The organism is Vibrio sp. 10N.247.310.23 (assembly GCF_041467155.1).
Lineage (GTDB): Bacteria > Pseudomonadota > Gammaproteobacteria > Enterobacterales > Vibrionaceae > Vibrio > Vibrio crassostreae_C.
Map to the genome: position 1 here is coordinate 276,072 of NZ_JBFSTZ010000002.1, position 22,341 is coordinate 298,412.

At 43.2% G+C, this 22,341-nt stretch carries 22 protein-coding genes and 2 tRNA genes; 15 read left to right on the plus strand and 9 right to left on the minus strand.

Features of this window, described 5'->3' with window-relative positions; translation table 11 throughout:
* Positions 1–90: 90 nt before the first annotated feature.
* From gntH to AB6D93_RS02650, 4 genes are all read left to right on the plus strand, one after another.
* On the plus strand, positions 91–1,716 hold the full coding sequence (gntH, locus tag AB6D93_RS02635) for a guanitoxin biosynthesis MBL fold metallo-hydrolase GntH (RefSeq protein ID WP_017068281.1): 1,626 nt from the start codon (positions 91–93) through the stop codon (positions 1,714–1,716).
* A gap of 125 nt (positions 1,717–1,841) precedes the next feature.
* Complete coding sequence (locus AB6D93_RS02640; protein WP_017068282.1) at positions 1,842–2,357, plus strand: hypothetical protein; 516 nt, start codon at positions 1,842–1,844, stop codon at positions 2,355–2,357.
* A gap of 185 nt (positions 2,358–2,542) precedes the next feature.
* A complete protein-coding gene (locus AB6D93_RS02645) occupies positions 2,543–3,052 on the plus strand; it encodes a hypothetical protein (protein ID WP_017070904.1) in 510 nt (169 codons plus the stop codon).
* A 115-nt stretch (positions 3,053–3,167) separates the two neighbouring features.
* Positions 3,168–3,656 carry a GNAT family N-acetyltransferase gene (locus AB6D93_RS02650; RefSeq protein ID WP_102333262.1) on the plus strand — a complete coding sequence of 163 codons (489 nt, stop codon included), beginning with the start codon at positions 3,168–3,170 and terminating at the stop codon, positions 3,654–3,656.
* Between the two features lie 139 nt (positions 3,657–3,795).
* Here the strand turns inward: AB6D93_RS02650 and AB6D93_RS02655 are convergent, their stop codons facing one another.
* A complete protein-coding gene (locus AB6D93_RS02655; RefSeq protein ID WP_017059167.1) occupies positions 3,796–4,371 on the minus strand; it encodes a nucleoside triphosphate pyrophosphohydrolase family protein in 576 nt (191 codons plus the stop codon).
* A gap of 213 nt (positions 4,372–4,584) precedes the next feature.
* On the opposite strand from AB6D93_RS02655, the gene AB6D93_RS02660 reads away from it, so the two are divergent.
* A complete protein-coding gene (locus AB6D93_RS02660) occupies positions 4,585–5,655 on the plus strand; it encodes a diguanylate cyclase domain-containing protein (protein ID WP_102333263.1) in 1,071 nt (356 codons plus the stop codon).
* A gap of 28 nt (positions 5,656–5,683) precedes the next feature.
* Here AB6D93_RS02660 and AB6D93_RS02665 read toward each other — a convergent pair whose 3' ends face one another.
* Together AB6D93_RS02665 and AB6D93_RS02670 are read right to left on the minus strand one after the other, a co-directional pair.
* The gene (locus tag AB6D93_RS02665; protein ID WP_009846920.1) at positions 5,684–6,250 is read right to left on the minus strand and encodes a DUF1415 domain-containing protein; all 567 of its coding nucleotides are present in this window, start codon (positions 6,248–6,250) and stop codon (positions 5,684–5,686) included.
* A gap of 85 nt (positions 6,251–6,335) precedes the next feature.
* The gene (locus AB6D93_RS02670) at positions 6,336–7,535 is read right to left on the minus strand and encodes an MFS transporter (RefSeq protein WP_102333264.1); all 1,200 of its coding nucleotides are present in this window, start codon (positions 7,533–7,535) and stop codon (positions 6,336–6,338) included.
* 110 nt (positions 7,536–7,645) lie between these two features.
* On the opposite strand from AB6D93_RS02670, the gene AB6D93_RS02675 reads away from it, so the two are divergent.
* Positions 7,646–8,518 (plus strand): LysR family transcriptional regulator, encoded by an 873-nt coding sequence (locus AB6D93_RS02675; protein ID WP_102333265.1) that lies wholly within the window; start codon positions 7,646–7,648, stop codon positions 8,516–8,518.
* 89 nt (positions 8,519–8,607) lie between these two features.
* On the opposite strand, the gene AB6D93_RS02680 is transcribed toward AB6D93_RS02675, so the two are convergent.
* Positions 8,608–8,844 carry a glutaredoxin family protein gene (locus AB6D93_RS02680; protein WP_016786183.1) on the minus strand — a complete coding sequence of 79 codons (237 nt, stop codon included), beginning with the start codon at positions 8,842–8,844 and terminating at the stop codon, positions 8,608–8,610.
* 137 nt (positions 8,845–8,981) lie between these two features.
* Between AB6D93_RS02680 and AB6D93_RS02685 the strand changes: the two genes are divergently transcribed.
* Positions 8,982–9,479, plus strand: a complete 498-nt coding sequence (locus AB6D93_RS02685) for a YgjP-like metallopeptidase domain-containing protein (protein ID WP_102333266.1) — start codon at positions 8,982–8,984, stop codon at positions 9,477–9,479.
* Between the two features lie 4 nt (positions 9,480–9,483).
* On the plus strand, positions 9,484–10,788 hold the full coding sequence (gene rlmF, locus AB6D93_RS02690) for a 23S rRNA (adenine(1618)-N(6))-methyltransferase RlmF (RefSeq protein ID WP_102333267.1): 1,305 nt from the start codon (positions 9,484–9,486) through the stop codon (positions 10,786–10,788).
* 88 nt (positions 10,789–10,876) lie between these two features.
* Here rlmF and pilW read toward each other — a convergent pair whose 3' ends face one another.
* Positions 10,877–11,644, minus strand: a complete 768-nt coding sequence (pilW, locus tag AB6D93_RS02695; protein WP_017066438.1) for a type IV pilus biogenesis/stability protein PilW — start codon at positions 11,642–11,644, stop codon at positions 10,877–10,879.
* A gap of 168 nt (positions 11,645–11,812) precedes the next feature.
* Positions 11,813–12,754, minus strand: coding sequence for a homoserine O-succinyltransferase (metA, locus tag AB6D93_RS02700; RefSeq protein WP_017066439.1), 942 nt, complete (start codon positions 12,752–12,754; stop codon positions 11,813–11,815).
* 275 nt (positions 12,755–13,029) lie between these two features.
* Here metA and AB6D93_RS02705 point away from each other — a divergent pair, with 275 nt between their 5' ends.
* Positions 13,030–13,398, plus strand: a complete 369-nt coding sequence (locus AB6D93_RS02705) for an ATP-binding protein (RefSeq protein ID WP_102333268.1) — start codon at positions 13,030–13,032, stop codon at positions 13,396–13,398.
* 78 nt (positions 13,399–13,476) lie between these two features.
* The gene (locus AB6D93_RS02710) at positions 13,477–13,899 is read left to right on the plus strand and encodes a DUF3859 domain-containing protein (protein WP_019824122.1); all 423 of its coding nucleotides are present in this window, start codon (positions 13,477–13,479) and stop codon (positions 13,897–13,899) included.
* 108 nt (positions 13,900–14,007) lie between these two features.
* On the opposite strand, the gene AB6D93_RS02715 is transcribed toward AB6D93_RS02710, so the two are convergent.
* Complete coding sequence (locus AB6D93_RS02715) at positions 14,008–15,114, minus strand: M20/M25/M40 family metallo-hydrolase (RefSeq protein ID WP_017059177.1); 1,107 nt, start codon at positions 15,112–15,114, stop codon at positions 14,008–14,010.
* Between the two features lie 261 nt (positions 15,115–15,375).
* On the opposite strand from AB6D93_RS02715, the gene AB6D93_RS02720 reads away from it, so the two are divergent.
* Positions 15,376–17,334 carry a GGDEF domain-containing protein gene (locus AB6D93_RS02720; protein WP_102333269.1) on the plus strand — a complete coding sequence of 653 codons (1,959 nt, stop codon included), beginning with the start codon at positions 15,376–15,378 and terminating at the stop codon, positions 17,332–17,334.
* A gap of 135 nt (positions 17,335–17,469) precedes the next feature.
* On the opposite strand, the gene AB6D93_RS02725 is transcribed toward AB6D93_RS02720, so the two are convergent.
* The gene (locus AB6D93_RS02725) at positions 17,470–17,655 is read right to left on the minus strand and encodes a hypothetical protein (protein WP_017059179.1); all 186 of its coding nucleotides are present in this window, start codon (positions 17,653–17,655) and stop codon (positions 17,470–17,472) included.
* Between the two features lie 273 nt (positions 17,656–17,928).
* On the opposite strand from AB6D93_RS02725, the gene AB6D93_RS02730 reads away from it, so the two are divergent.
* Positions 17,929–18,588 (plus strand): DUF2726 domain-containing protein, encoded by a 660-nt coding sequence (locus AB6D93_RS02730; RefSeq protein ID WP_102333270.1) that lies wholly within the window; start codon positions 17,929–17,931, stop codon positions 18,586–18,588.
* Between the two features lie 127 nt (positions 18,589–18,715).
* On the opposite strand, the gene AB6D93_RS02735 is transcribed toward AB6D93_RS02730, so the two are convergent.
* A complete protein-coding gene (locus tag AB6D93_RS02735; RefSeq protein ID WP_102333271.1) occupies positions 18,716–19,729 on the minus strand; it encodes a porin in 1,014 nt (337 codons plus the stop codon).
* Positions 19,730–20,487: 758 nt separating this feature from the next.
* Between AB6D93_RS02735 and AB6D93_RS02740 the strand changes: the two genes are divergently transcribed.
* The 3 genes from AB6D93_RS02740 to AB6D93_RS02750 all read left to right on the plus strand — a co-directional run bounded on the left by AB6D93_RS02740 (position 20,488) and on the right by AB6D93_RS02750 (position 22,126).
* Positions 20,488–20,564, plus strand: a tRNA-Val gene (locus tag AB6D93_RS02740).
* A 70-nt stretch (positions 20,565–20,634) separates the two neighbouring features.
* Positions 20,635–20,711: transfer RNA gene (locus tag AB6D93_RS02745), tRNA-Val, on the plus strand.
* Between the two features lie 173 nt (positions 20,712–20,884).
* Positions 20,885–22,126: an integrase domain-containing protein gene (locus tag AB6D93_RS02750; RefSeq protein WP_372049988.1), complete on the plus strand. Its 1,242-nt coding sequence runs from the start codon at positions 20,885–20,887 to the stop codon at positions 22,124–22,126.
* Positions 22,127–22,341 lie beyond the last annotated feature (215 nt).

Below are 22,341 nucleotides of genomic sequence, written 5' to 3' on the forward strand. Positions count from 1 at the left end.
CAAGGTTCTGTTTATTAATAAACTTGTTTGCATCGGAGTGAGGAAGGAACTTCATTCATTTACTAAATACTCAGACCGATAGGTGAAACTATGAGAACTTTCGCAAAATTATCAATCATCTCTACAGCAATGATCATCACGACCACCGCTTTTGCTGCTGACCCAATGATGCAATACAACACTAAGCAGACTAACTCTGATATTCAAAAACTCGAGAAATTTGAATATCACGAGGGTGAAACCCTTGAAGAGTATCTGAGCACTCAACCTAAGGGGAACTTGTACTCTTCAGAAGAAGAAGTGCTTTCTGTGTTAATGGGCGGTGTAAACAATGGTGACTATCGCAAAGAAACCAATTCAGGTTGGAAAGAAGGCTTGATGTTTGAGGGCATTGCACCTTATGGCGATCACATGGTGTCGGGCGCCAACTGGTTCCCACGAACTGAAGAAGTTCAACCGGATGAAATGCGTGTCACGTTCATGGGGACATCACCAATGATTCGCCCGGGGCAGGCAAACACCTCGATATACGTCGAATTGGGTAACGGCTCGAACTTTGTCTTTGATTTAGGTGAAGGATCAATTGCGAACTACGTAGCGGCGGGTGTCGCGATGAATGAACTCGACCATATCTTCATTACTCACTTACACGTAGATCACTACGGATCATTACCTTACCTGTATCAATTTGGTGGTTGGAATGGTCGCTGGGAAAAGCCGCTTAACATTTATGGCCCGAGTGGTGCGACTCCAGAATATGGCACTCGTCATATGATTGAAGGCATGCAGCAAATGTTGAACTGGCACACCGATGCATTTGATGTGTTCCCATCAGGCAACGACATAGTGGTACACGAGTTTGATTTCCGCGACGACGGTGGCGTTATCTATGACCAAGACAATGTGGAAGTGATTCACTGGCGACGCAGTCACGCAAAAGATGGCGCGTCTGGTTACCGCTTGAATTGGACTCAAGATGACGGCCGAGTGCTTTCATTTGTTTGGACAGGAGACGGTCGCCCAACCGAGTTGGATTTGAAATACGCAAAAGGCGCAGACTTGTTCATTACTGAACTGCAAACCGAAACGTTTGGTGTGTCTTCGATTATTCAAGGCGTGCCGCCATTCTTAGCACGTTACACCGTTGATACTCACCATACACCAGCGTACGCGGCGGGTTATGTGGCCAATGAAGTACAGCCGCGTTTGTTCATGACAACGCACATGACATTCGACCCATATCTCAATGAGGAAACCGTTGCAGAGGTTCGCCACCATTGGCAAGGGCCTTACCACTTCGGCGCACCAGATGGCATTGTCGTTAACATGACTAAAGATAATGCGTGGGTTCGTGAAGGTATTTTACCTGATTTCCCGAATGCGCGAGCGCCACAATTTGATATGGCAGATGGGTCTGACTTTAGAATTCCATTACCGAAAAATAGCCGTGAAGACATACAAGAACAAGAGATTCGTGATTTAGAGTTAGATCCTAAACTGTACTACCCAGAAGGCTACCATCCAGAGCTGTTAACTGAGTGGCCAGTCGACCGTGACATCGTGATCCCAGCTGAACAAGTACCAGAAGCAATGAAGCAAGGTATGAACACCAAGCAAGAATACATGGATAGAGTGCGTGCTCACCACAACCTTGAGCGCAAGTCGGTAAGTCGTCCAACTGAGCCTGGTGAAGGAGCAGGAACCGATAACAAATAGGGTATTTGCAGTGAGGGCTGATATTGCCCTCACATCCTAAAAAGTTAGGTAAATAAACCCATTCTCTTACTCAATCATAAAACTATTGCTTACCACTTCTTTGCTTAGAATATCTGGAGTTCATTATGAAAAAATCAATTTTAGCGGTCGTCATTCTATCTTTAGTGTCAGCGTCTGTTTTCGCTAACGGACAATCCAATGCTCACAACTATCAACCTGGTGCGACGAATAACTCAGAACGTTTAGCGGATATTGATCCTAACTACGAACTGACCTTACCTTCAGAAAAAGAAGGCTACACCATGTATGACAACCAATCCATGTCAGATGGCGGGACCTACACAACGTATGTCAAACCGAATCCTTCCGATGCAATGCATGTCGCCGATGAAGGCTCGCTAAAAATAACGCATGGAGAAGGTGGTGTCATTATGACGGAATACACCACAAAGAATGGGCAACACACGTTTTCAGTGATGTGCGGCTACACTTCGGGTCCATCATACTGGGCTGACGGAAAACCAGCGAAGGTATGTGAAGAGGCGCAAGCACTAGCGGTTGCATTGGAAGCAAAAGGTGAATGGGAGGTGAAGCCAATGACTTACACCATCGCACCAGCAAGAATCGTAGTTGATAAGTGATTTTTGTCTATAGAACGCTCGTTATATCGAGCCTCGTTATCCAATCATATTGATTATTTGTAGTGAGACAGAGGGGTACTCAGGCTGAAATGGTCTTGAAGTTCCCCTTAACTTAGCTCATCTCACAAGAAGCTAAGTCAGCCAACTAATCAAATTTGTATTCGAAAATACAGAAGGTCTATCCCATGAAAAATACCATTAAGCTACTGGCTATCGCATGTGTTTTACTTACTCCAATGCTTGTCGCCGCTGCCGAACATAATCATAGTCACAATCATTTTAACCCTGAATTAGAGAAACTTGGCGACGATATTATTGGTCTAACCGTGTGTTACAAAAATGGTCATCTATCAGATGAGAATCAAGAGCCTGCGTTTATGAACCTTATCAACCACGCCAATGTAGAAGGTGAGGAGCTGGGGATGTTCTACATGGACAAATTGGGCCCTAAAGCCGAGCAAATCATGAGTGATGATGAGGCTCGACGTTTATGGACCGAAGAATATTGTGCTGATTTAACTGATACCTATTTGGACTCACACAAGTTAGCTCAAAGAGCAAATGAACACAAAGGTTATTCCCACGGACACGATCATGGTCATCACCATAATCATGACCACCATGGACATGGCGATTTAACGCCGGAGGTACTTGAGCAAGATATTGAGAGAGGGCGTTTACTCAGTATCAATTAAGCCCAATAAGATAAGTTCATCTAACCTATTGTTAAATATTCACTATTTGATAGTGTGTCTAGGTGCACATTAAGGATGTGTTTCATATTTAGCGATGAAAATAGTAGGAGTTGCGATGAGTATTATAGTGAGACGGTCTGAACCGTCAGATGCAAAGGGAATAAAAGAAGTTTACGAATGCACTAATGCTTATACCGGTACGCTGCAACTCCCAAATCCATCTCTGGAAAGCTGGCAAAAACGAATCTCTAATATGCCTGATAACGTGTACTCGTATGTCGCGATGATCGACGATGAGATTGTTGGCAACTTGGGAATGGAAGTGTGCGTGAATCCAAGAAGACGACATGTGGCTTCATTTGGTATGGGTGTTAAAGACGATGCGCTAGGCAAAGGTGTGGGTAGTCAGCTGCTCGCGACCGCGATCGACTTGTGTGATAACTGGATTAACATCAAGCGAATGGAGTTAACGGTATACACCGATAATGAAAGAGCGATCAGCCTGTATAAGAAGTTCGGTTTCGTGATTGAAGGAGAGTCCGCAGGGTTCGCTTTCAGAAATGGCGAATATGTGGCGGCTTATCATATGGCTCGACTGGTATAGCATTTAGCTACGATTAACACAGTTAGAATTAACTGACAGATAATAAAACGCCACGTTATTTAAACGTGGCGTTTGCTATTTTGGTGCGCTGGTGCTTTAAAGAGCTACAGCCATAACCTTAGTTCAGTCGTAAACTTAGTTAAGCCGTTAGTGGCTCAAGGTTCGCAGGACGGTAGTGTACAGATTTTAGTACTTTACCTTGGCGAACTGTCTTGCCTTCCGATACGAAATCTTCCGCACACTTAGCGATGATGTATTCGCCTTTTTGAACCGCCATCAGCTTGATGTTCTGCTCAGCATAGAAAGCTTCTGTTTCAGCATATTCAGTTTCGTTGCGACATACTTTGCTCATGTTGCTTGAGTGTACTTCGTCCCAGCAAGGTAAGAAGTCAATTGAGCGGTTTTTAGAAACATTCAATAGCAGGTCGATCAGGTAGCTGATTGCTAGGTTGTCTTCAACCTTAGCTTGGCCAAGGTGAACCAGACGTCCCATCAAAACATAAACGCTGTCTACAATAGCGTCCGCTTGTTCGATTTTTGAGTCAGCTTCTGCAAGTTCTGTTAGCTCTTCGATCGCTAGAGATGTATGTAGCGTATCGCCTTTTTCGTCCATTGTTTCAGGAGCAGCAACAGGCAGATCAAAAGTACTGCGGAACTCTTCAATGTCGCGGTAAAGGTGATCGTAGATTTCTTGGCTTAGTTGAGAAAGGTTCATTTTCCTATCCATTCTGTTTCGTTAATGGATTATTTTACCAAAGCTAGGAATAGGGTGCTAACGCAAAGTCGAAGAAGTCGACTTTTATTCATTGGACCAATGAGGTATTTTGCATACAAACCAATTGATTATTATGTTTTTTTACACTTTACTCTTCTTAATATACCAAATATTAATGTTGCCATTAACTTCGGCTGCAGTGGGATCCCAGTTATGAACCAAGCCAGTGAAAGCGAAATTGTTATACGTCGCTTGTATCAAATCACCAATGATTACCGGAAGGGCTTCGATATTCAGATCGCTCAGCTGCTTATCATGGGGCTTGAACGCTTCAACCTTGATATCGGTATTTTATCTAAAGTCGAGGGTAATTCTTATTTAGTCGAGCACTGTGTTACGCCAGAAGGGGTTGAACTCAATAGCGGTGACACCTTCGATTATCGTTCAACCTATTGCGAAATTACCTGTAAATCGATTGGTCCTATCTGCATTGAGCATTGTGGCAAACACGATAAGTATGCGACGCATCCCGCTTACCAGTCTTTTGGTTTAGAGTCTTATATTGGCATCCCGATTTTCGTTAATGATGAGCTTTATGGCACTTTAAACTTTTCAAGCCCAGCCCCCTATCATCGCGAGTTCAAAGAGTTCGATGTCGACGTGATGAGACTAATGGCATCATGGATTGAAGTGGAGCTGGTTAGAAGACAGCAAGAACGAAAACTCAAAGAGCTGAATGAGAAGTTAGAGTACCAAGCTCTTTATGACCCTCTTACACACTTACCGAATAGACGTTGCTTGTTCAAAACGTTGAACGCAGAAGTGGAGCAGTTAAAAGGATCTTTAGGAAAGGGAACCTTAGCGGTTGTCGACATCGATTTCTTTAAGGTCGTTAATGATACTTACGGTCATCAAATGGGTGATGTTGTCTTAAAGAAAGTGGCGAACGTGCTGAGCAATAACACTCAAGAAGGTGAGTTTGTGGCGCGCTTTGGTGGCGAGGAGTTCATTCTTTGGTACCCAAATAAAACACCAAGTTGTGTTGAAGATAAGTTCATGACTCTTTTGCAAGAGATGAAGAAAATCACACTGGATAGAAAGCCTGTCACTATATCAATCGGTGCGTGTCATTTTGAGTTGAGTACAGGGGATACCAAAGGGGAAAGGATGTCGGCGTTAGATAAGCTCATCAAAGTTGCCGATGAATGCCTGTATATTGCGAAACAAAATGGACGAGATCAGTTCATTTCTCGTCCATATCATCAAGAACGCTCAGGAATATGAGCTATTTTGTTAGCGATTAACTGAACGATTAGCTGAACAGATAAGGGAACAGTTGACGACGTTCTTCCGGAGTTAAGGATTCAACTCTCGCGATGTTGGTATCAGGAATCGCTTCAGGGTTAGGGTAGTGCTTCAACACTTTTTCCATACTCGCTTCACGAATCAAATGGTAAACCGGGTACGGAGAACGGTTCGTTAGGTTTTCATCGTCTTCTGGATCCGCACCACCAAAGCAATAGTCTGGATGGAAGGTTGCCACTTGGTAAACGCCTTCCCAATCTTCTTGCTTGATCAACGCTTCAATCCAATCAATGAACATGTTGTAGTCGAAGAAATCTTGCAGCATGTTGGGTACAACCACCAAAGTCGTCTCCAACTCTGCGACAGGCGTGTTATCTAACTCTACGAAATGCGTCATGATGTCTTCCAATAACGCTTCTTCCGTATTCGCTTCACTCACAAAGATCTTAATCTGTTTATTACGTTGTGGCTTGGCTGCGAATGGACACAGGTTTAGGCCAATAACGACATCATCTAACCATTGTTTAACTTGGTCGTGGATGGTTTGAAGATCTGTGCTTTGAGTGTTCGACATAACAGGTTCCGAAATGAAATTTTGCGTAGGATATCAGAACGGACGTTAATCAAAAGCAATAATTGAGTTACAAACTCAGTCGTAGTTATGCTTGTGCGAGTTTGGAAGTCGATACTTGTAGCTGTTTCAACTGATAGACCCAAGCAAATATCGCGACATAGAAGATTGAACCACCTGCAATCACGCCATTCCAACCGAACAGTTGCCAGCAATATAAAAGCAAGAATCCACCTAAACTACCGCCAATATAATAGTGAACCAGATAGAGCGCGGTCGCTGTCGCCTTAGCGCTCGGTGCTTTTTGACTCACCCAAGAGTAGGCAAGAGTGTGGGCAAAGAACGCACCGCCACTAATCAATAACAAGCCAGCTAACATGAACGGGACTTTATCGACCGCAGAAACCAGCATTCCAATTAAGCTAATACACACGCCCATCAATATTCCGCTTAACGGGTCAAAGCGAAGTGTCCATTTGTTGGAGAGCTTAGAGCTTACCGTACCGGCCAAGTAACATAGGAATATCAGTGAAGCTAAACCAACGGGTACCGAGTGAGGTTCGGATACTAGCCTAAAGCCCATTACAGAGTACAGGTTAACAAACAGCGCGAAGTTAGCACCACCAATCAACATGGCAAGCCACAAGGTACGGTTTCTTAAGTGCATTACAACGGAGCGGTTGTGATGAAAGAACAGCCCTTTTTGAGGTTTGAAGTTCTGTTGGTCAGGTAGGCGATAGGCAATAAAGAGTGCACCAAGCAATGAACCGACAACGAAAAACAGTACAGTTGCATGCCAATCGAAATAGTCTGTAATTAAGCCGCCTAATACACGTCCGAAGATTCCACCCAATGAGTTGGCCGCAATATAACCTCCAATCGCGACAGCAAAGGCTTTGGGTGTTAACTCCTCAACCATATAGGCAACCGCCACACCAGCAAACGCCGCCACAGCGATGCCCATAAATGCGCGGGCAATAACGAGTTGCAACAAGGTAGTCGTGAACACCATGCTCAGCCCAATCAAAGGAATAGCGAACAGACTGAACAGAATGATGGGTTTTCGGCCAAAGGTTTCAGAAGCGATAGCCCAAGGCACCAAGCTGATGGAAAGCCCAAGTGTTGTCGCGGCAAACAGCCAGTTGATTTGAGTTTCCGATACTTGGAAGTGCTCCGCCATGTGCGGTAAGATAGGCTGAAAGAGGTAAAGGTTACAGAAAATGATAAATGAACCAATCGCCAATGATTGAGTGATACGTTTGTATTGAGGACTGCCTTTATCAAACATTTACGTTGTGCCTGCGCGAGTTAGTAAGCTATTTGTGAACAAGTTATCAGTACAGGTGTGATTAAAGAAATATATTAAAAATATCACCTCTATATATTAAATATATCGCCATGCTTGAATCAAAACCACTTCGACATTTTCTGGCTGTTGCTCAGTTTGGTAACTTCACCCAGGCGGCCAAAGCGCTGCATATCGCACAGCCTGCATTGAGTATCTCCATTAAAAAACTAGAACAGACACTAGAGTTGATTCTATTTCGTCGAGGCGATAAATCCGTCACTTTAACGGAGGAGGGCAAAGTACTGTTTGAGCATGCAAAGCGAATCGCCCAGCAGTTTGATGATGCTCAGCTCGCGATGAATGAACTAAAGGGGCTAGAAAAAGGCGAGGTTCGATTAGGCGCTCCAAGTATGATGGGCAGTTACTTTTTCCCCCAAGTAGTGATGGCATTTAAAAGCCAATACCCAAACCTAAAGTTGACCTTGATTGATGCTGGCACCGCATCGATTCGTGAAATGCTGTTAAACGGCGAACTCGATATTGGCGTAATTAATCATGAGAACGTTCCAGATGATTTGGAAACGGATCATCTGTTAAGTTCTGAGATGGTCGCCGTTGTCGGTAAGGAGCATCCGCTAGCACAACAGCCTTCGATGACCTTTGAAGAATTCTTTGCTCAAGAGCTGATCATGTTTAAATCGGGCTACTTCCACCGCGATTTTATCGATGCGACTTGTAAGAAGTACAATCTCGATATGACCATTGCGTTCGAAACCAATTTATTGCCAATGATTCTTTCTATCGTGAAGCGAGAGTTTGCCATCACCGCGTTGCTTAGCTTGGTGACAGAATACGAGGAAGATGTCGTAGGCGTGCCATTTAAAGACCCTGTAAAACTGAATCTATCGTTGGCCTGGAGAAAGGAAGGGTATTTGTCGAAAGCTGACAGAACCTTTATTGATTTCGTTAAGCGGTATGTGTGATTTAGTAAGATTTAAATAAACAAAGCCCGAACATCCTAGATTGGATATTCGGGCTTTGTTGTATAGAAGTATGACTGGCTCAGAGCACGTTAGGTGTTCTTTGAGTTATACATCTTATCGAAGTTCTTCTGATTCCAGCCGACCATCACTTGATCGCCGATCTTAAGCACGGGGATAGAACGAGCACCCATCGCTTGTAATTCTTTACGACCACGCTGCATCTTTGCATTCGTCAGGCGGTAAACAATTTTCTTAGAGTCTAAATACCTTTGGGCATCTTTACAGTGCGGGCATTTGTCTGCGACGTACAATACAACACGTTTCATTTTTTCATTCTCTTGGTGAATCTCGCTAAAGTGTAACGAATCCTAGGTGATTAGAAAAGTGTGATCAGTTACACTATGCGGCTCAATTTTCAAGACCACAACGTATTGTCGTGGTGTAACTTGTACGGTCTTTCAGCATGCATCCTTCTTTACGCTATATTCAAGGCTATCCTAAGCACATTCTTGATCCTGTTACTCAACTTGTAGAGTCGGGTAAATTGGTGCCTTGGTTTGAAGCTCGCTACCCAAAGAATCATGAAATAAAAAGCGAGAAAGCCCTGTTTGACTATGCGGTTGAGATAAAAAATCGCTACATGAAAAAAACACCACCGATCAGCAAAGTGATTTACGACGGCAAGATACACCTAATCAATAATGCGTTAGGTCTGCATTCTTACGTTGCTAAGAATCACGGTGGAAAGATCAAATCAAAGAATGAAATTCGTATCGCCAGTGTTTTTAAAAATGCACCAGAACCTTTGCTAAGAATGCTGGTGGTACACGAACTGGCGCATATCAAAGAGAAAGAGCACGACAAAGCCTTTTACCAACTATGCTGTCACATGGAACCGGAATATCATCAACTTGAGTTGGATGCCCGTTTATTCATGATGTATTTAGATTTAAAGAAGTAGCCCAATGAGCCAATCACAAAATAGAACGACGCTAAGCCTGTCGAAAAACAGCACTTCATCAGCAAAAACAAAAGACAACCAAGCTGATGTTAAGCCAAGTACAGCTAAGCCAAGCAGCGACAAGCGTATTTCTACAAAGAACACATCTGATAAAAGCCGCAAGAATAGCGCACCTAAAGGCGCGGGCAATAACAAAGCAAAGCGACCTTTTGCAAAAGACAGTAAAGGGAAGCAGGGTGCAAATAAAGGATCATCGAATAAGGGTTCTTTCAATAAAACGGCTTTTAACAAGAACGCAGCTCAGAAAAGACGCTCGGCTGAAAAACCTCAAGGTGGATTACACCCAAGAAACCAGCACACTGGCCGCTATAACTTCGAGTTACTAGTTGCAGCCTTGCCTGAGCTAAAAGAGCATCTGATCAAGAATCCGGTTGGCGAAGACACCATTAATTTCTCTGATCCATTGGCCGTTAAGCTACTCAACAAAGCTTTGTTGGCGCATCACTATGGCGTTAAACATTGGGATATTCCTGCTGGTTACTTGTGCCCGCCAATTCCTGGTCGTGCAGACTACATTCACAGAGTGGCCGACATCCTTAATAGCGATGGCCAAGGTGAACCCTATAACCACGCGTCTGTGAAAGCATTAGATATTGGTGTCGGTGCAAACTGTATCTACCCAATCATTGGTGCGACAGAGTATAAGTGGCGTTGTACAGGGACAGATGTTGATTCAGTCTCCATCAAAACAGCGAACTTCATAGCGGAAAGCAACCCTAATCTAAAAGGTAAGATCCGCGCTCGCCTACAAGCTGACTCTGAATCTATCTTTAAGGGCGTGATTAAGGATAATGAACGTTACGATGTCACTATTTGTAATCCTCCATTCCACAGCTCTCTTGAAGAGGCTGAAAAGGGGTCACAACGTAAACTGGATAATCTAGCGGCGAACCGTGCTAAGAAAGCCGGTCAGTCATTCAAGCCTGAAACGAACAAGAAGCCAGTTAAGCAAGCTAAACCAACCTTAAACTTTGGTGGTCAAAAAGCCGAGCTTTGGTGCCCAGGTGGTGAAGCCGCTTTCATTATGAAGATGGCAAGAGAGAGTCAACTTTTTGCTACTCAAGTTTTGTGGTTTACGACATTGATTTCTAAGAAAGACAACGTCGATATAGTTCGTTCAGAACTGGGCAAGCTGCGAGCGAAACAAGTAAAAGTCGTCGAGATGTCACAAGGCCAGAAGGTAAGTCGCTTTATCGCATGGACCTTTATGGACGATGAGCAAAGACAAGAGTGGATTGCGCTAAAATAGCGGCTGCACTTAGTTAAGTTATTAAGCTGAAATACGGACGGGCTTGTTGTTAACGCAACAAGCCCGTTTTTTGTGTTTTACCTATACGCTAAGCAGAAAGCAACTCATCTAACTTACTCTGATATTTCTGCTCTAGAGCTCTGTTGCCTGCTTTATTTTCGAGATCGACCAAGATTTTAAGTGATGGAATTTGATAGCCATAACGCTGGTGGAATTTGAATAAACGGAGTCGAGCTTCATTGTAATCGGCGTCACTCACTTCAATCTTTGAAAGCTGCAGTATCGATTTCACACGGTTTGGATCGTGGTCAATTGCTCTGCTAAAGTAGTACTTCGCTTGGTCCGTATTGCCAGCCTTAAATGCGCAAAACGCGGCATTTTCATAACTTGCAGATACCAAGTAGTAGTAAGGTTGATCGATAGCGCGATTAAAGTACTTATCAGCTTGCTCGTATTCGCCCTGTTTACACAAGAAGGTACCGTAGTTGTTCAATACATTGCCGTTTCTTGAATCAAGACTGAGTGCTTTACGGTAAGTGGTTCTCGCTTCATCTACTTCACCCACTTGTTCGTAGTAATGCGCCATTGAAAGCCGAGCACGGTAGTAGCTAGGTGCGTGTTTAATCGCGAGCTCAAGGTTTTCACGCGCTCTCACCATATTGCCTTGTCCCATATAGCCCAAACCTAATTCGATTCGAGATTCAGACATCGCGATAGGGTCACTTTCAATCTTTGGTGGTCCTTCTGTGACAGAGACACAACCGGCCAACGAAAGCGAGGCGAGTAGTACCAGATTTGATAACGAAAGGGGGTGGGATAACGAAATCGGATTTGAGAATGACGGCTTGGCAGGCATGTGAAGCTCCTTATGAACACCAAGCCATCATATGAAATCAAACCCGTTGAAGTGGTAAATCTATTATGGAATGCGACCCACACACCATAAAAAAACCGCGTCCAATTCGTCGTTTTATCAACAACATACTGAACACGGTTTATGTGTTTGTGAATCGGAAGAAAGAATTTAATCGTCTTTGGTAAAGTTGTCTTCGCTGAAATGATCCAGATCGTAAGGCGTTTGTTGGTAAACGCAGTAGTTTAGCCAGTTTGAGAACAACAAGTGTCCGTGGCTGCGCCAGCTTGCAACCGGTTTGTTGTCTGGATTGTTATTCGGGTAGTAGTTGATTGGTATCACAGGCTCCATGCCTTCACCCAAATCTCGAATGTACTCATTGTGAAGTGTGTGAGAGTCGTACTCAGGGTGACCCGTTACAAACACGTTTCGCTTATCTTTGGTTGCTGCTAGGTATACGCCTGCAACATCAGAAGTTGCAAGAACATCAAGGTCAGTATGTTCCGCTAAGTACTCTTGAGAGAAGTCCGCATAGCGAGAGTGCGGAGCTAAGAATGTATCGTCGAAGCCACGTAAAATAGGGTGGTATGGGTTATGTATCTCGTGGTTATAAACACCAGACAGCTTCTCTTTACGAGTGCGTTTTGGCAAATCATATAATAACTTCAAACCAGCCTGAGCCGCCCAACACACGTATAGCGTTGAAGTAACGTGCTTGTTTGCCCATTCCATGATGGTTTTCAGGTGATCCCAGTAGATCACATCTTCAAATTGAACCAAGCCAAGCGGCGCACCAGTGATGATCAATCCATCAAAGTTTCTTTCTTTGACCATTTCAAATTGGCGGTAGAAGTTATCAAGGTGTTCAGTCGGTGTGTTTTTACTTGGTCGGTCATCAATGCGCAGCAGCTCTACATCCACTTGCAATGGGCTGTTCGATAGTAGGCGTAAAAATTGAGTTTCAGTTTCAATCTTCTTCGGCATTAGGTTGAGGATCAAGACTCGAAGTGGACGAATTTCCTGTGTCGATGCTCTTGATAACGGCATAACGAAGATGTTTTCTTCACGAAGAACATCGGATGCTGGCAATTGGTCTGGAATGCGAATAGGCACAGCTTTCTCCCTAAGCTAGATATGTAGACGTCTATACATCTAAATCTATAGTAGTTTGATACGCTTGTCGATATGCAAAATGGATAGATGTAAATTATTTGTGTTTTCTATCAGAAGCAATCCACGCGCTTCGAGGGGAGTCTCATTGTATTCAGTGATTGTCTGAGTCGTGTGTAAGTACTTGGTTTTCGTATGCTGAGCAGAGGCAGTTATCAGAGCAACTCGTTACTATTTACGATAAACTCATGTTTTCAAATTAGCCTGTAAAGTGACAGATGAAGTTAATACTCATTCGAGGGTTGCCCGGTTCTGGCAAATCAACAAAAGCAAAAACCTACGATGCATTGCATGTCGAAGCCGATATGTATTATGTGAATGAGCAAGGTGAGTACCATTTTGATCCTAGGCAGCTGCGACAAGCTCATGAGTGGTGTCAAAACACAGCTGAAAACGGCTTAAAGCAAGGGTTTGATGTGGTTGTTTCAAATACCTTTATTAAGCATTGGGAAATGAAAGCCTACCGCCAACTTGCACTCAAATATAAAGCAGAATTAATTATCGAAGTGTGCCGAGAGCAATATGGCACTATTCACGACATTGAACCTTCAGTAATTAAGCGTATGGCGAAAGACTGGCAAGAATAGCCTCGTTCTTCTTCTGCTTGCGTGGCTGAATGGCAAATAGAATTAAATTAATAGAACAACTTCAAGGTAACGATTGAAATGGCAAAGCGCTCTGTTGTGGTCGACATGACTTCTTATGGTATCTATTCCACATGGGATTCAAAATCTAAAGATCTTCCAAAAATCCAAGAGTTCACCACCACCGTTGATGCTGAAATCGACGTAGAGTTTGGCTATATCCTGAATATCAAAAAAGCCAAAGGTGAGAAGATCCGTTACTGCATTTATCACCCAAACATCACCACAGACAAAGGTGAAGTGCTCGAACCGTTTGATGGTGAGGAGTATGTCGGTAACAATGACTGGGATTTCTACTTAGGTGACACTATCTGGGCTCCTGTCTCGAACAAGCTAGGAAAGTGGCGCATGACGGTTGAGCTAAAAGGCAACATCATCGCCGACAAGACATTCGACCTAGTAGCAAAAGACGAAGGCCAATTCTGGAAGCGTAGAGGGTTTTAGATTCGACCTTCTATGTTCACCTAAACAACAAAAAGCCGAGCATCGTGATGATGTCTCGGCTTTTTTCATTGTGCTAGATAGAAGTGACTACCTAACTAATGGATTCGATTATTGCGTTACGTAAGCCACAACAAACTCAGTGATTGCGACCATGTCTTTCACTGCAATGTACTCTTCAGTGGTGTGAACTTTCGCCATACCAGTAGAAAGGTTAACTGTTGTCAGGCCTTTTGCGTTGAAGTTGTTTGCATCGCTACCGCCGCCAGTGCGTTTAGTGTTCGCTGTGACGCCAAGCTTCTCAAACGCCGATTTGATAGAAAGAATGTGCGGATGATCGTCTGCAATAACGAATGCATCGTAAGCACGAGTTGATTCGATTTCTACTTCAGCTCCGAACTGCTTAGCACTTTCTTGGAATGTAGAGATCATATGTTCAACTTGAGCCGTTAGCTTTTCGCCGTTTAGAGAACGTGCTTCAGCCACGACTTTAAGCTCTGGCATTACGATGTTAGTTGCTTGACCACCTTCAACAATACCAACGTTTGCTGTCGTTTCTTCATCGATACGAAGTAGGTTCATCTTAGTGATAGCGTCTGCAGCAACTTGAATTGCGCTGATGCCTTCTTCTGGTGCTAAACCAGCGTGAGCAGGGCGACCTTTGATTTTAGCAACAATCTTCTGCTGGCCAGGCGCTGCGTTTACGATAGTGCCAATTGGACCGCCTGTATCAAGTACGATTGCGTGCTCAGATTGAATGTAAGACATATCGAAGTTCAAAGAGCCGAACAGACCGCCTTCTTCGAATACAGTAAATGCAATCTCGATAGTTTTGTGCTCTTGTCCTTCAGCTTTAATGCAACGAACCGCTTCCATGATAGCTGCGATACCAGACTTGTCGTCACCACCTAGAATTGTGTTGCCTTTTGAACGGATGATACCGTCTTCGATGATTGGCTCAATGCCGATGCCTGGCGTTACTGTGTCCATGTGGCAGCTGAACACTGTGCTACCTGGAAGAGTGCCATCTAGACGAGCGTAGATGTTGAAACCATTAGACACTTCTTCAGGAACCGCCAGTTTGTGAACTTCAAAACCTAGTTCACCGAGTTGCTCAGCCAAAGCTTCAGCAATCGCTTTTTCGTTACGAGATTCACTATCAATTTTCACTAGATCGCAGAAATGTTCTACAAGACGTTGTTCATTAATTTGGGTCATTGTTAATTCTCATTATGCTTCCGCTTGTTCAAAAAGAAGCCGCGGAGGTAGGAACAGGAAAATCACTATAACGCCAATGAGGTAGATGATTGTCTGAGTTAAATCAAGAAAGTTGCCTGATTATTCTAATTAATGAGAAAAACCCAATTCAGATCCACCAGTGCGCAGGATTTTAATCTGTATATCTGTCGGGTATAATGTTTGACCGCTCTTAAAAAAACGTCAATAAAATTGGAATTCAATCAATAATGGCCCTGATAAATGAATAGAAACAATGTGTTAGGTTCATTCCTTTTCGTGGTGCTGATGAGTATTGTGCTGGGGCTGTATTTGCTCTATCCAACTTATGACGACGATTTAAAGCATATTCGCCCTGAAAACCCGAGTGTTTATAGTCCAGAGAAAGAGTTATCACTCTCTCAATATGGATCTGCGTTGATCGATATTCTCGATGTATCTCGCGGTGACCCTAATTTAGCTTCCCAACAACTTGAGGCTCTCCAAGCCAAGTTCCCAGACCAAGATAAAGCCATCTATCGTGCTTACGAATTGATGATTTTGTCCAACCTCGCGCAACATAAGTTGGATACCGAAGCGGTTTCCGAATACGTCAGGCAGATTAAAGCACTCGCACAACACGAACATATGGGTTGGCTAAAGGCCCAATCTCTCGTTGAATTGGCGATTGAATACATCAGTAAGGGTGAGCTAGCGGAATCTGAAATCCAAATCAGAGCAGCGATAGATATCGCAGAATCGCTTCACTATGAAGAGTTGTTGATTAAGGCCTATAACACGGCTGGTGTCATCAATAACATCCGCAATGACTTTCCTGAAGCTCAATACTTTTTCCATAAAGGTTTAGACCTTGGTAAGAAGTACCCTCATCACATCTACAACAGCAAGTTAGTGTCAAATATGGCACTGCTTTATATCTATTTGGAAGACTGGCCTAAAGCGCTCAAGCTGATTAAAAGAGCCAAAAAGCTCTATTACAAGAGTGGACTACTCGAAGCGTCTACCATCGGCGTGCTGCATGTGAATGAGTCTTTTGCTTATCTGCGCAGTGGTGATTTAGTCAAAGGCCGAGAAGCATATCAAAGTGCGGCTAAGCTAAATGGCGATAACGTGAGTGAACGATACAAAATCATCCTATTAAAAGCAGAGAGTGATGTGTTGTTGGCGGAAAAGAACTTTGAGTCAGCACGACAAGTCGCAAACTTGTGTCTTAGATACCCAGGCGTGGACAAATACACACTTCAATTGGGGCAGTGTTACCTAAATAGAGCCTTAGCGAACATTGGTTTGAACCGAGATAATTTTGTTTTTGCTGATCTAAAGCGATCGTCTGCAATGTTCGATGTTGTGGGGACTCGCAGCTGGAAGGTCCTCGGCTTAAGAACACTTGCTGAATACTATGATTCAAGAGGCGACAGCGAGAACGCACTTCGCTACTTCAAGCTCTATTACAAGGGTAATAAAGCGCTGCTATTTGATAAGCGCCAGAGTGATATCTTTTTACTCGAGCAAGATTTCGCTACGGCATCATTAGCTCAAGAAAACGAACTGCTTAACGCAGAAAAAGAGTTGGGTGAGCTGACATTAGATAAGCAGCAATTACGGAATCGAATCGTCGTCGCTTTGGGTATCATGGTGATGATAAGCGCCACGTTACTATTGATAAGGTTACGCTCGATCCAGAAGACCAACAAAGAACTACTTAAGCAATCAACAAGATGCGAACTGACAGGCTTATACAATAGGCGTTACTTAGAGCAACGGTTAACTCAGCCGATGCCACATCATTTGTCGTCGTTTGGGTATACGCTCGCTATTCTAGATTTAGACCGCTTCAAACAAGTTAATGACACTTATGGCCATGATATCGGTGACCAAGTGTTGGTGGAAGTCGCTCAGCGTTTAGAGCAAATCTTATCAACAAACGACGTAGTGGCAAGATGGGGTGGGGAAGAGTTTGTTTTGTTGTTGGCTGGGAATCAAGATCCTAATAAAGAGCTTGAACTGATAAGACAAGCGATCGCTGACCGACCGATTGAAACGCATTCTGGCCCATTAGAATTAACCACATCGATTGGTGCGACGACTCATCTAACGGGGCAACAGTTGAATAGCCGTACCTATAAGAAACACTTGAAATCGGCAGACGATGCTTTGTATCAAGCTAAGCAGTCAGGGCGCAATAAAGTCGTTATCATTTGAGTTCCTAAACTTAGTTAATCCCCTGCAATCAAGAAACCTGAACTTCAATAACTAAGCGAATAAGAGTGCTTATCTGAACTAATACGGCTATTTACTCTTATTCGCTTAATTCATACTGTGATTTGGCTTGGTGGGTTACTTAGCGACACCTTGAAGCATTTCAACCAATTCGCCTTCTGTCGCTGGTTCGCTAGCGAGTTCAATCACAGCCGAAGCTCCTCCCTTTAACATGTAGGCTTGGGTTCCGCAGTGGTCATAGTGGAACCATTTACCATCTACACATACGTCGGTATAACATCTTGGGTCTTGTTTAAGTTCCATATCAGTTTCCTTATTAACATTTGCCTAACGTTTTTCAGACTAGTTGATCACAAATCTAGGTAAATTGATCTAAATCAATCTAGAGTGTAATTGATGATTTAATTATCAAAATAAGAGAGGTGTGTCTAGCGAAGGAGCGACCTCTCGTTGGGCACTGCGCTCAAAGGTCGTGATTCTGGTTGGCAACTCTCGCTCTTTTGCTTGCCAGGTGATGCTTTTCTACATACGCTAGCTACTCTCTTAATCCCTATACAGACTTGATTGTGTTGGAAAATGACTAATATCTTTATCGTTGTAATTGTTCTGGTTGTGTTCTTTTACTTTATTCAAAAGTATGTGGTGAAACACGATGACTCCAAAGACCACGCTTATCAGAAGAAAGGCGCGTTGATGTCGGCGCAACAGGCGACATTCTATAATGCGCTAAAATCAGCTGTGGGCAACCATGGGGAAGTGTTTGCTAAAGTCAGCATGTCGAACGTACTTGTTCCTGCTAAGACGAACAATAAGAAGAATTGGTTTATCGCCAACAACAAGATCTCACGTAGTTACTTCGACTTTGTTGTTTGCGACCCGCGAACGCTAGAGCCCCGCGTTATTATCGAACTTGATAACGGCAAAGAGCTCAATAAAGGGAAAGTCGATCGCGAAAAGCTACTAATTCACGTGTGTAAATCGGCAGGTTTACCTCTGATTGGTGCATCTATTAAACACAGCTACCAAGTGAGCCGTTTGAAGAGGTTACTGGCAGCACACATCGATTTAATCGAGCCATCAAAAGAAGTGCGATTTTGTAAGAAGTGTGGTAGCCCAATGATCATCAAACTGGCAAGCCAAGGCGATTACAAAGGCCGACGCTTCTTCACTTGTAGCCGCCAGCCAAACTGCACCTATACCGAAAACTACAACGTTGTATTCGATGTTGAAGAATAGTTGGTATCGATAGTAATGCATCCGGTTGGACTCCATTCAATCGCTTAGATACGAATAAGTTATACAAACTAAAAAGCCGAGCATTGATTATGCTCGGCTTTACTAATATTAAGTGGATTGGTTTAGACTAAAACGCGTAACGCATACCGAGCTGTAGCTCATCTTCGTCGTTATCGCCTTGCCCACCTTCGCCCTCGTCTAACATGTTAAACTTATAACTACCAAAGAAGGCCACATCGCCAATATAACGTGCGTATTCTAGACCGATAAAGTTAATGTCGTAATCTGCAATATCGTCAGCTTCAAAGTAGCTGTAGGTCAGGTTGACGGTGTTGACACCAAACGAGTATCCCAAGTAAGCATCGGCAGAATCGTAGTCTGAATCTTTTACGCCTAGACCTGAAATACTACCAAATTGATAGAGTGCGGCGAACCAAACCCCCTGATCGTTGGTATACTTAACCGCACCAATATAGGCATCAGAAGTTTCTGTATCTGTCCCAACGCCATAGGTTTCATCACTTGACGCATAACCGACGCCAATATCTAACCCAATCGAAGTGCTGCCGGCGACAACTGCACCGAAGCCGTCACTTTGTGCTGATTCACTATCTGAATTGAAATTGCCATCAATTTGAAAGGTGATGTTGTCGCTTGTCAGTTCATAACGTAAAACATTTTTTGCTCGATCAGCAGTCGACACCGTGTATTCATTGATATAGCCGCTGAAGGTTTCAGCCATATCCGTCCAATCGGTTAAGTAGGTAACGGCATTATTTTGGTGGCCATAATAGACGTTACCGTGATTGGTTTGAACACCCGTATATAAGAATCGAGTGTTAATGCTGATATCATCTGATGCGCCATCTTCAGACTCTGTTAGTTCGAATTCATATTTCCCAAAAAAGGAAATATCGTCCGACGCTTTTTGTGTGCCATCGACACTTAAGCGGACACGTGATCTATCACTATAGGTGCTACTATTACCAGCACTTTTATTCGCATCAGAGAAATTCCCTCGAACTTCTGCGCGGCCGCCGATGTTGAATACTGTTTCATCTGTCTCATAAATGGTCGCCGCCGATACGGCAGATGTCGATAGTATGCTCACCACTGCAATGGCGATATGTGATTTTTTCATAATTTATTCCCTATTTTTCACACTTGTATTTATCGCAAACCATAAATTCACGTATAGCATTGAATTTAGATTATTGATTCCTACAGGTTATGAATATAGGCGCGCTTTACCATTATGCAAATTTCATTATGTATTACTGTGCTGTATGTATTCAAAATAGCTATGATGTGTGGGGTTGGGTTTTGAATTGCTTATAGATTGTTGCTCTTGAGGGAGATTAATTGTAGCTGATGTTTTTCGACTATAGAGTGCTATCGTATTTATGTATGTTGGTAATAACCCGGCCACTTTATATGAAAAATCCGAATTTAGTCATTGCGGCCTAGTAATTCGATGACGACGATTACAAAATCGTGGTGATTTTTATGAATGATGTATTTCAGTGAGTTACAAAGCCTCTGCGTGCCTTTCACTTATAATGATCAAAATACTACGGTAACCCAGTGGGCAAGCAAAATTTTTGACACTAAATATAGGCATTGATCTATACCTGTATGGTTACTGTAAAGGCCAAGAAAAACGGTATAGATAACAAAAATCCCAAATTGAACACATTAGGTTAGTTAATTGGTTGTCATCAAGGATTAGAATTTTTTCTAACTAAACTTTGTTTTTCAGCGGTTTGACGATAATCTGGGTGTAAAATCGACATGTTGTTATGTCTTTGATTGCAAAGTGAGCAAACGAATCGCAAGATGCCAGTTAATACTTGCACCATCTGTTTATCATAGATATCATCGTTGGCGTTCTAAGGGAATGCGTCCGTAGCTCAGTTGGTTAGAGTACCGCCTTGACATGGCGGGGGTCGGTGATTCGAGTTCACTCGGACGCACCATTCCTTCTTTAGTTTTTATTGCATAACTATTGAGTTTGTCACAATGGTAGTAATAAGAAATTAGAACATCGCCCGCTTAGCTCAGTTGGTTAGAGTACTTGCATGACATGCAAGGTGTCACTGGTTCGAGTCCAGTAGCGGGCACCACATTATACGAAAGAGCCCACCTAGTGTGGGCTTTTTTGTGCCTATAATTCCTTGTTTTATCAGGCTCTTAGCCATCTTTTGGTCCCAAGAGGTCCCGTGATGTGTTGTAAAATCCACCGTTTAAAGTAACACTGTTAGTAACACTACAGGAAATATGGATTGGTGATGTTACTATGGCTAGGAAAACAACCCCATTAACAGCGACTCAGATCTTACAAGCGAAACCAAAAGAAAAGGAATATAGCCTGCTCGATGGTGATGGTCTTGCATTGAGAATTAAGCCCAATGGTTCCAAATTGTGGCTCTTTAACTATTACCGTCCAATTACTCGTAAACGAGCAAACCTCAGTATTGGTAAATACCCATCGGTATCGCTTGCTAAAGCTCGAACCAAGGCTATTGAAGCTAGGGAACTACTTGCTGATGGTATTGACCCTAAAGAGCACCGTGACACTACTCTTAGAGAGAAACAGTTAGAATTGTCGAATACGTTACAGTCGGTATTTGATGACTGGATTGAAGTGAAGAGAACAAGCGTCAAAGAGCAAACGGCTAAGAAATTAAAGCAACGCATTGAGAAGTACCTCTTACCTGACCTAGGTAAGTTTCCTCTTGGTGATATAACAGCCCCTCAAGCGATCAAAACAATTAAACCCATTGCTAACCAAGGTAAGCTAGAAACAGTAGGGCGCTTGTGCCGCAACCTCAATGAGATAATGACTTTTGCAGTGAACACGGGTGTGATTGAACACAACAAGCTCGCAGGCATTGGTAAAGCTTTTGAAACCGCCAAGGTAACCAACCAAGCTTCGTTAGCCCCAGATGAGCTTCCAGAGCTCCTAAAAACAATCAACTACGCATCCATTAAGCCCATCACTCGCTGCTTGCTAGAATGGCAACTTCACACCATGACAAGGCCAGCTGAAACTGCTGGTGCACGTTGGGATGAAATTGACAGAGAAAAGATGCTTTGGGTCATTCCTGCTGTACGAATGAAAAAGGGAAGAGTGCATACTGTCCCTTTAACAAAACAAACTCTAGATCTATTGGAAACCATTGATTTCATCACGGGTGATAGTGAATACCTATTCCCTGCTGACAAAAGTAACAAAAATCACATCAATAAAGAGACAGCAAATAAGGCATTAGTAAGAATGGGCATGAAGGGCCGGCAAACGTCTCACGGCTTACGCGCATTAGCCAGTACCACTCTAAATGAACAGAATTTTGATCCAGACATTATTGAAGCTGCACTTTCTCATGTGGATAGGGATAAGGTAAGAAGCGCATACAACCGCACTGATTACCTTGAACGTCGTAAAGTTCTCATGGCGTGGTGGAGCGACCATATTGAAGAGGCTGCAACAGGAAGCTTGTCGATGAGTGGTAAGAAGATCCTTAAGGTTGTGGGTTAGTTGCATTGGAGTGCAAAAGAAACGTATAACCTACACACTTTAACGACAACTATATTCCAATAGAAGTTTATCGAACTTTTTGAAACTGTAATACACTCAACGTGGTTAGAAATGGTTACACAGATTCTAATCATGCTGAGTGCCACGCGAACTTAACCAGGCTTTGTTTCCTAATTGGATCTCAGATAGAAACGGCCAGTATGGGTGATTATTAG

What these genes read in the sequence shown, in the direction of transcription:
- gntH (WP_017068281.1), top strand. Translation starts at nt 91, where the DNA reads ATGAGAACTTTCGCAAAATTATCAATCATCTCTACAGCAATGATCATC.
- AB6D93_RS02640 (WP_017068282.1), top strand. Translation starts at nt 1,842, where the DNA reads ATGAAAAAATCAATTTTAGCGGTCGTCATTCTATCTTTAGTGTCAGCG.
- AB6D93_RS02645 (WP_017070904.1), top strand. Translation starts at nt 2,543, where the DNA reads ATGAAAAATACCATTAAGCTACTGGCTATCGCATGTGTTTTACTTACT.
- AB6D93_RS02650 (WP_102333262.1), top strand. Translation starts at nt 3,168, where the DNA reads ATGAGTATTATAGTGAGACGGTCTGAACCGTCAGATGCAAAGGGAATA.
- AB6D93_RS02655 (WP_017059167.1), bottom strand. Translation starts at nt 4,371, where the DNA reads ATGAACCTTTCTCAACTAAGCCAAGAAATCTACGATCACCTTTACCGC.
- AB6D93_RS02660 (WP_102333263.1), top strand. Translation starts at nt 4,585, where the DNA reads ATGAACCAAGCCAGTGAAAGCGAAATTGTTATACGTCGCTTGTATCAA.
- AB6D93_RS02665 (WP_009846920.1), bottom strand. Translation starts at nt 6,250, where the DNA reads ATGTCGAACACTCAAAGCACAGATCTTCAAACCATCCACGACCAAGTT.
- AB6D93_RS02670 (WP_102333264.1), bottom strand. Translation starts at nt 7,535, where the DNA reads ATGTTTGATAAAGGCAGTCCTCAATACAAACGTATCACTCAATCATTG.
- AB6D93_RS02675 (WP_102333265.1), top strand. Translation starts at nt 7,646, where the DNA reads ATGCTTGAATCAAAACCACTTCGACATTTTCTGGCTGTTGCTCAGTTT.
- AB6D93_RS02680 (WP_016786183.1), bottom strand. Translation starts at nt 8,844, where the DNA reads ATGAAACGTGTTGTATTGTACGTCGCAGACAAATGCCCGCACTGTAAA.
- AB6D93_RS02685 (WP_102333266.1), top strand. Translation starts at nt 8,982, where the DNA reads ATGCATCCTTCTTTACGCTATATTCAAGGCTATCCTAAGCACATTCTT.
- rlmF (WP_102333267.1), top strand. Translation starts at nt 9,484, where the DNA reads ATGAGCCAATCACAAAATAGAACGACGCTAAGCCTGTCGAAAAACAGC.
- pilW (WP_017066438.1), bottom strand. Translation starts at nt 11,644, where the DNA reads ATGCCTGCCAAGCCGTCATTCTCAAATCCGATTTCGTTATCCCACCCC.
- AB6D93_RS02705 (WP_102333268.1), top strand. Translation starts at nt 13,030, where the DNA reads ATGAAGTTAATACTCATTCGAGGGTTGCCCGGTTCTGGCAAATCAACA.
- AB6D93_RS02710 (WP_019824122.1), top strand. Translation starts at nt 13,477, where the DNA reads ATGGCAAAGCGCTCTGTTGTGGTCGACATGACTTCTTATGGTATCTAT.
- AB6D93_RS02715 (WP_017059177.1), bottom strand. Translation starts at nt 15,114, where the DNA reads ATGACCCAAATTAATGAACAACGTCTTGTAGAACATTTCTGCGATCTA.
- AB6D93_RS02720 (WP_102333269.1), top strand. Translation starts at nt 15,376, where the DNA reads ATGAATAGAAACAATGTGTTAGGTTCATTCCTTTTCGTGGTGCTGATG.
- AB6D93_RS02725 (WP_017059179.1), bottom strand. Translation starts at nt 17,655, where the DNA reads ATGGAACTTAAACAAGACCCAAGATGTTATACCGACGTATGTGTAGAT.
- AB6D93_RS02730 (WP_102333270.1), top strand. Translation starts at nt 17,929, where the DNA reads ATGACTAATATCTTTATCGTTGTAATTGTTCTGGTTGTGTTCTTTTAC.
- AB6D93_RS02735 (WP_102333271.1), bottom strand. Translation starts at nt 19,729, where the DNA reads ATGAAAAAATCACATATCGCCATTGCAGTGGTGAGCATACTATCGACA.
- AB6D93_RS02750 (WP_372049988.1), top strand. Translation starts at nt 20,885, where the DNA reads ATGGCTAGGAAAACAACCCCATTAACAGCGACTCAGATCTTACAAGCG.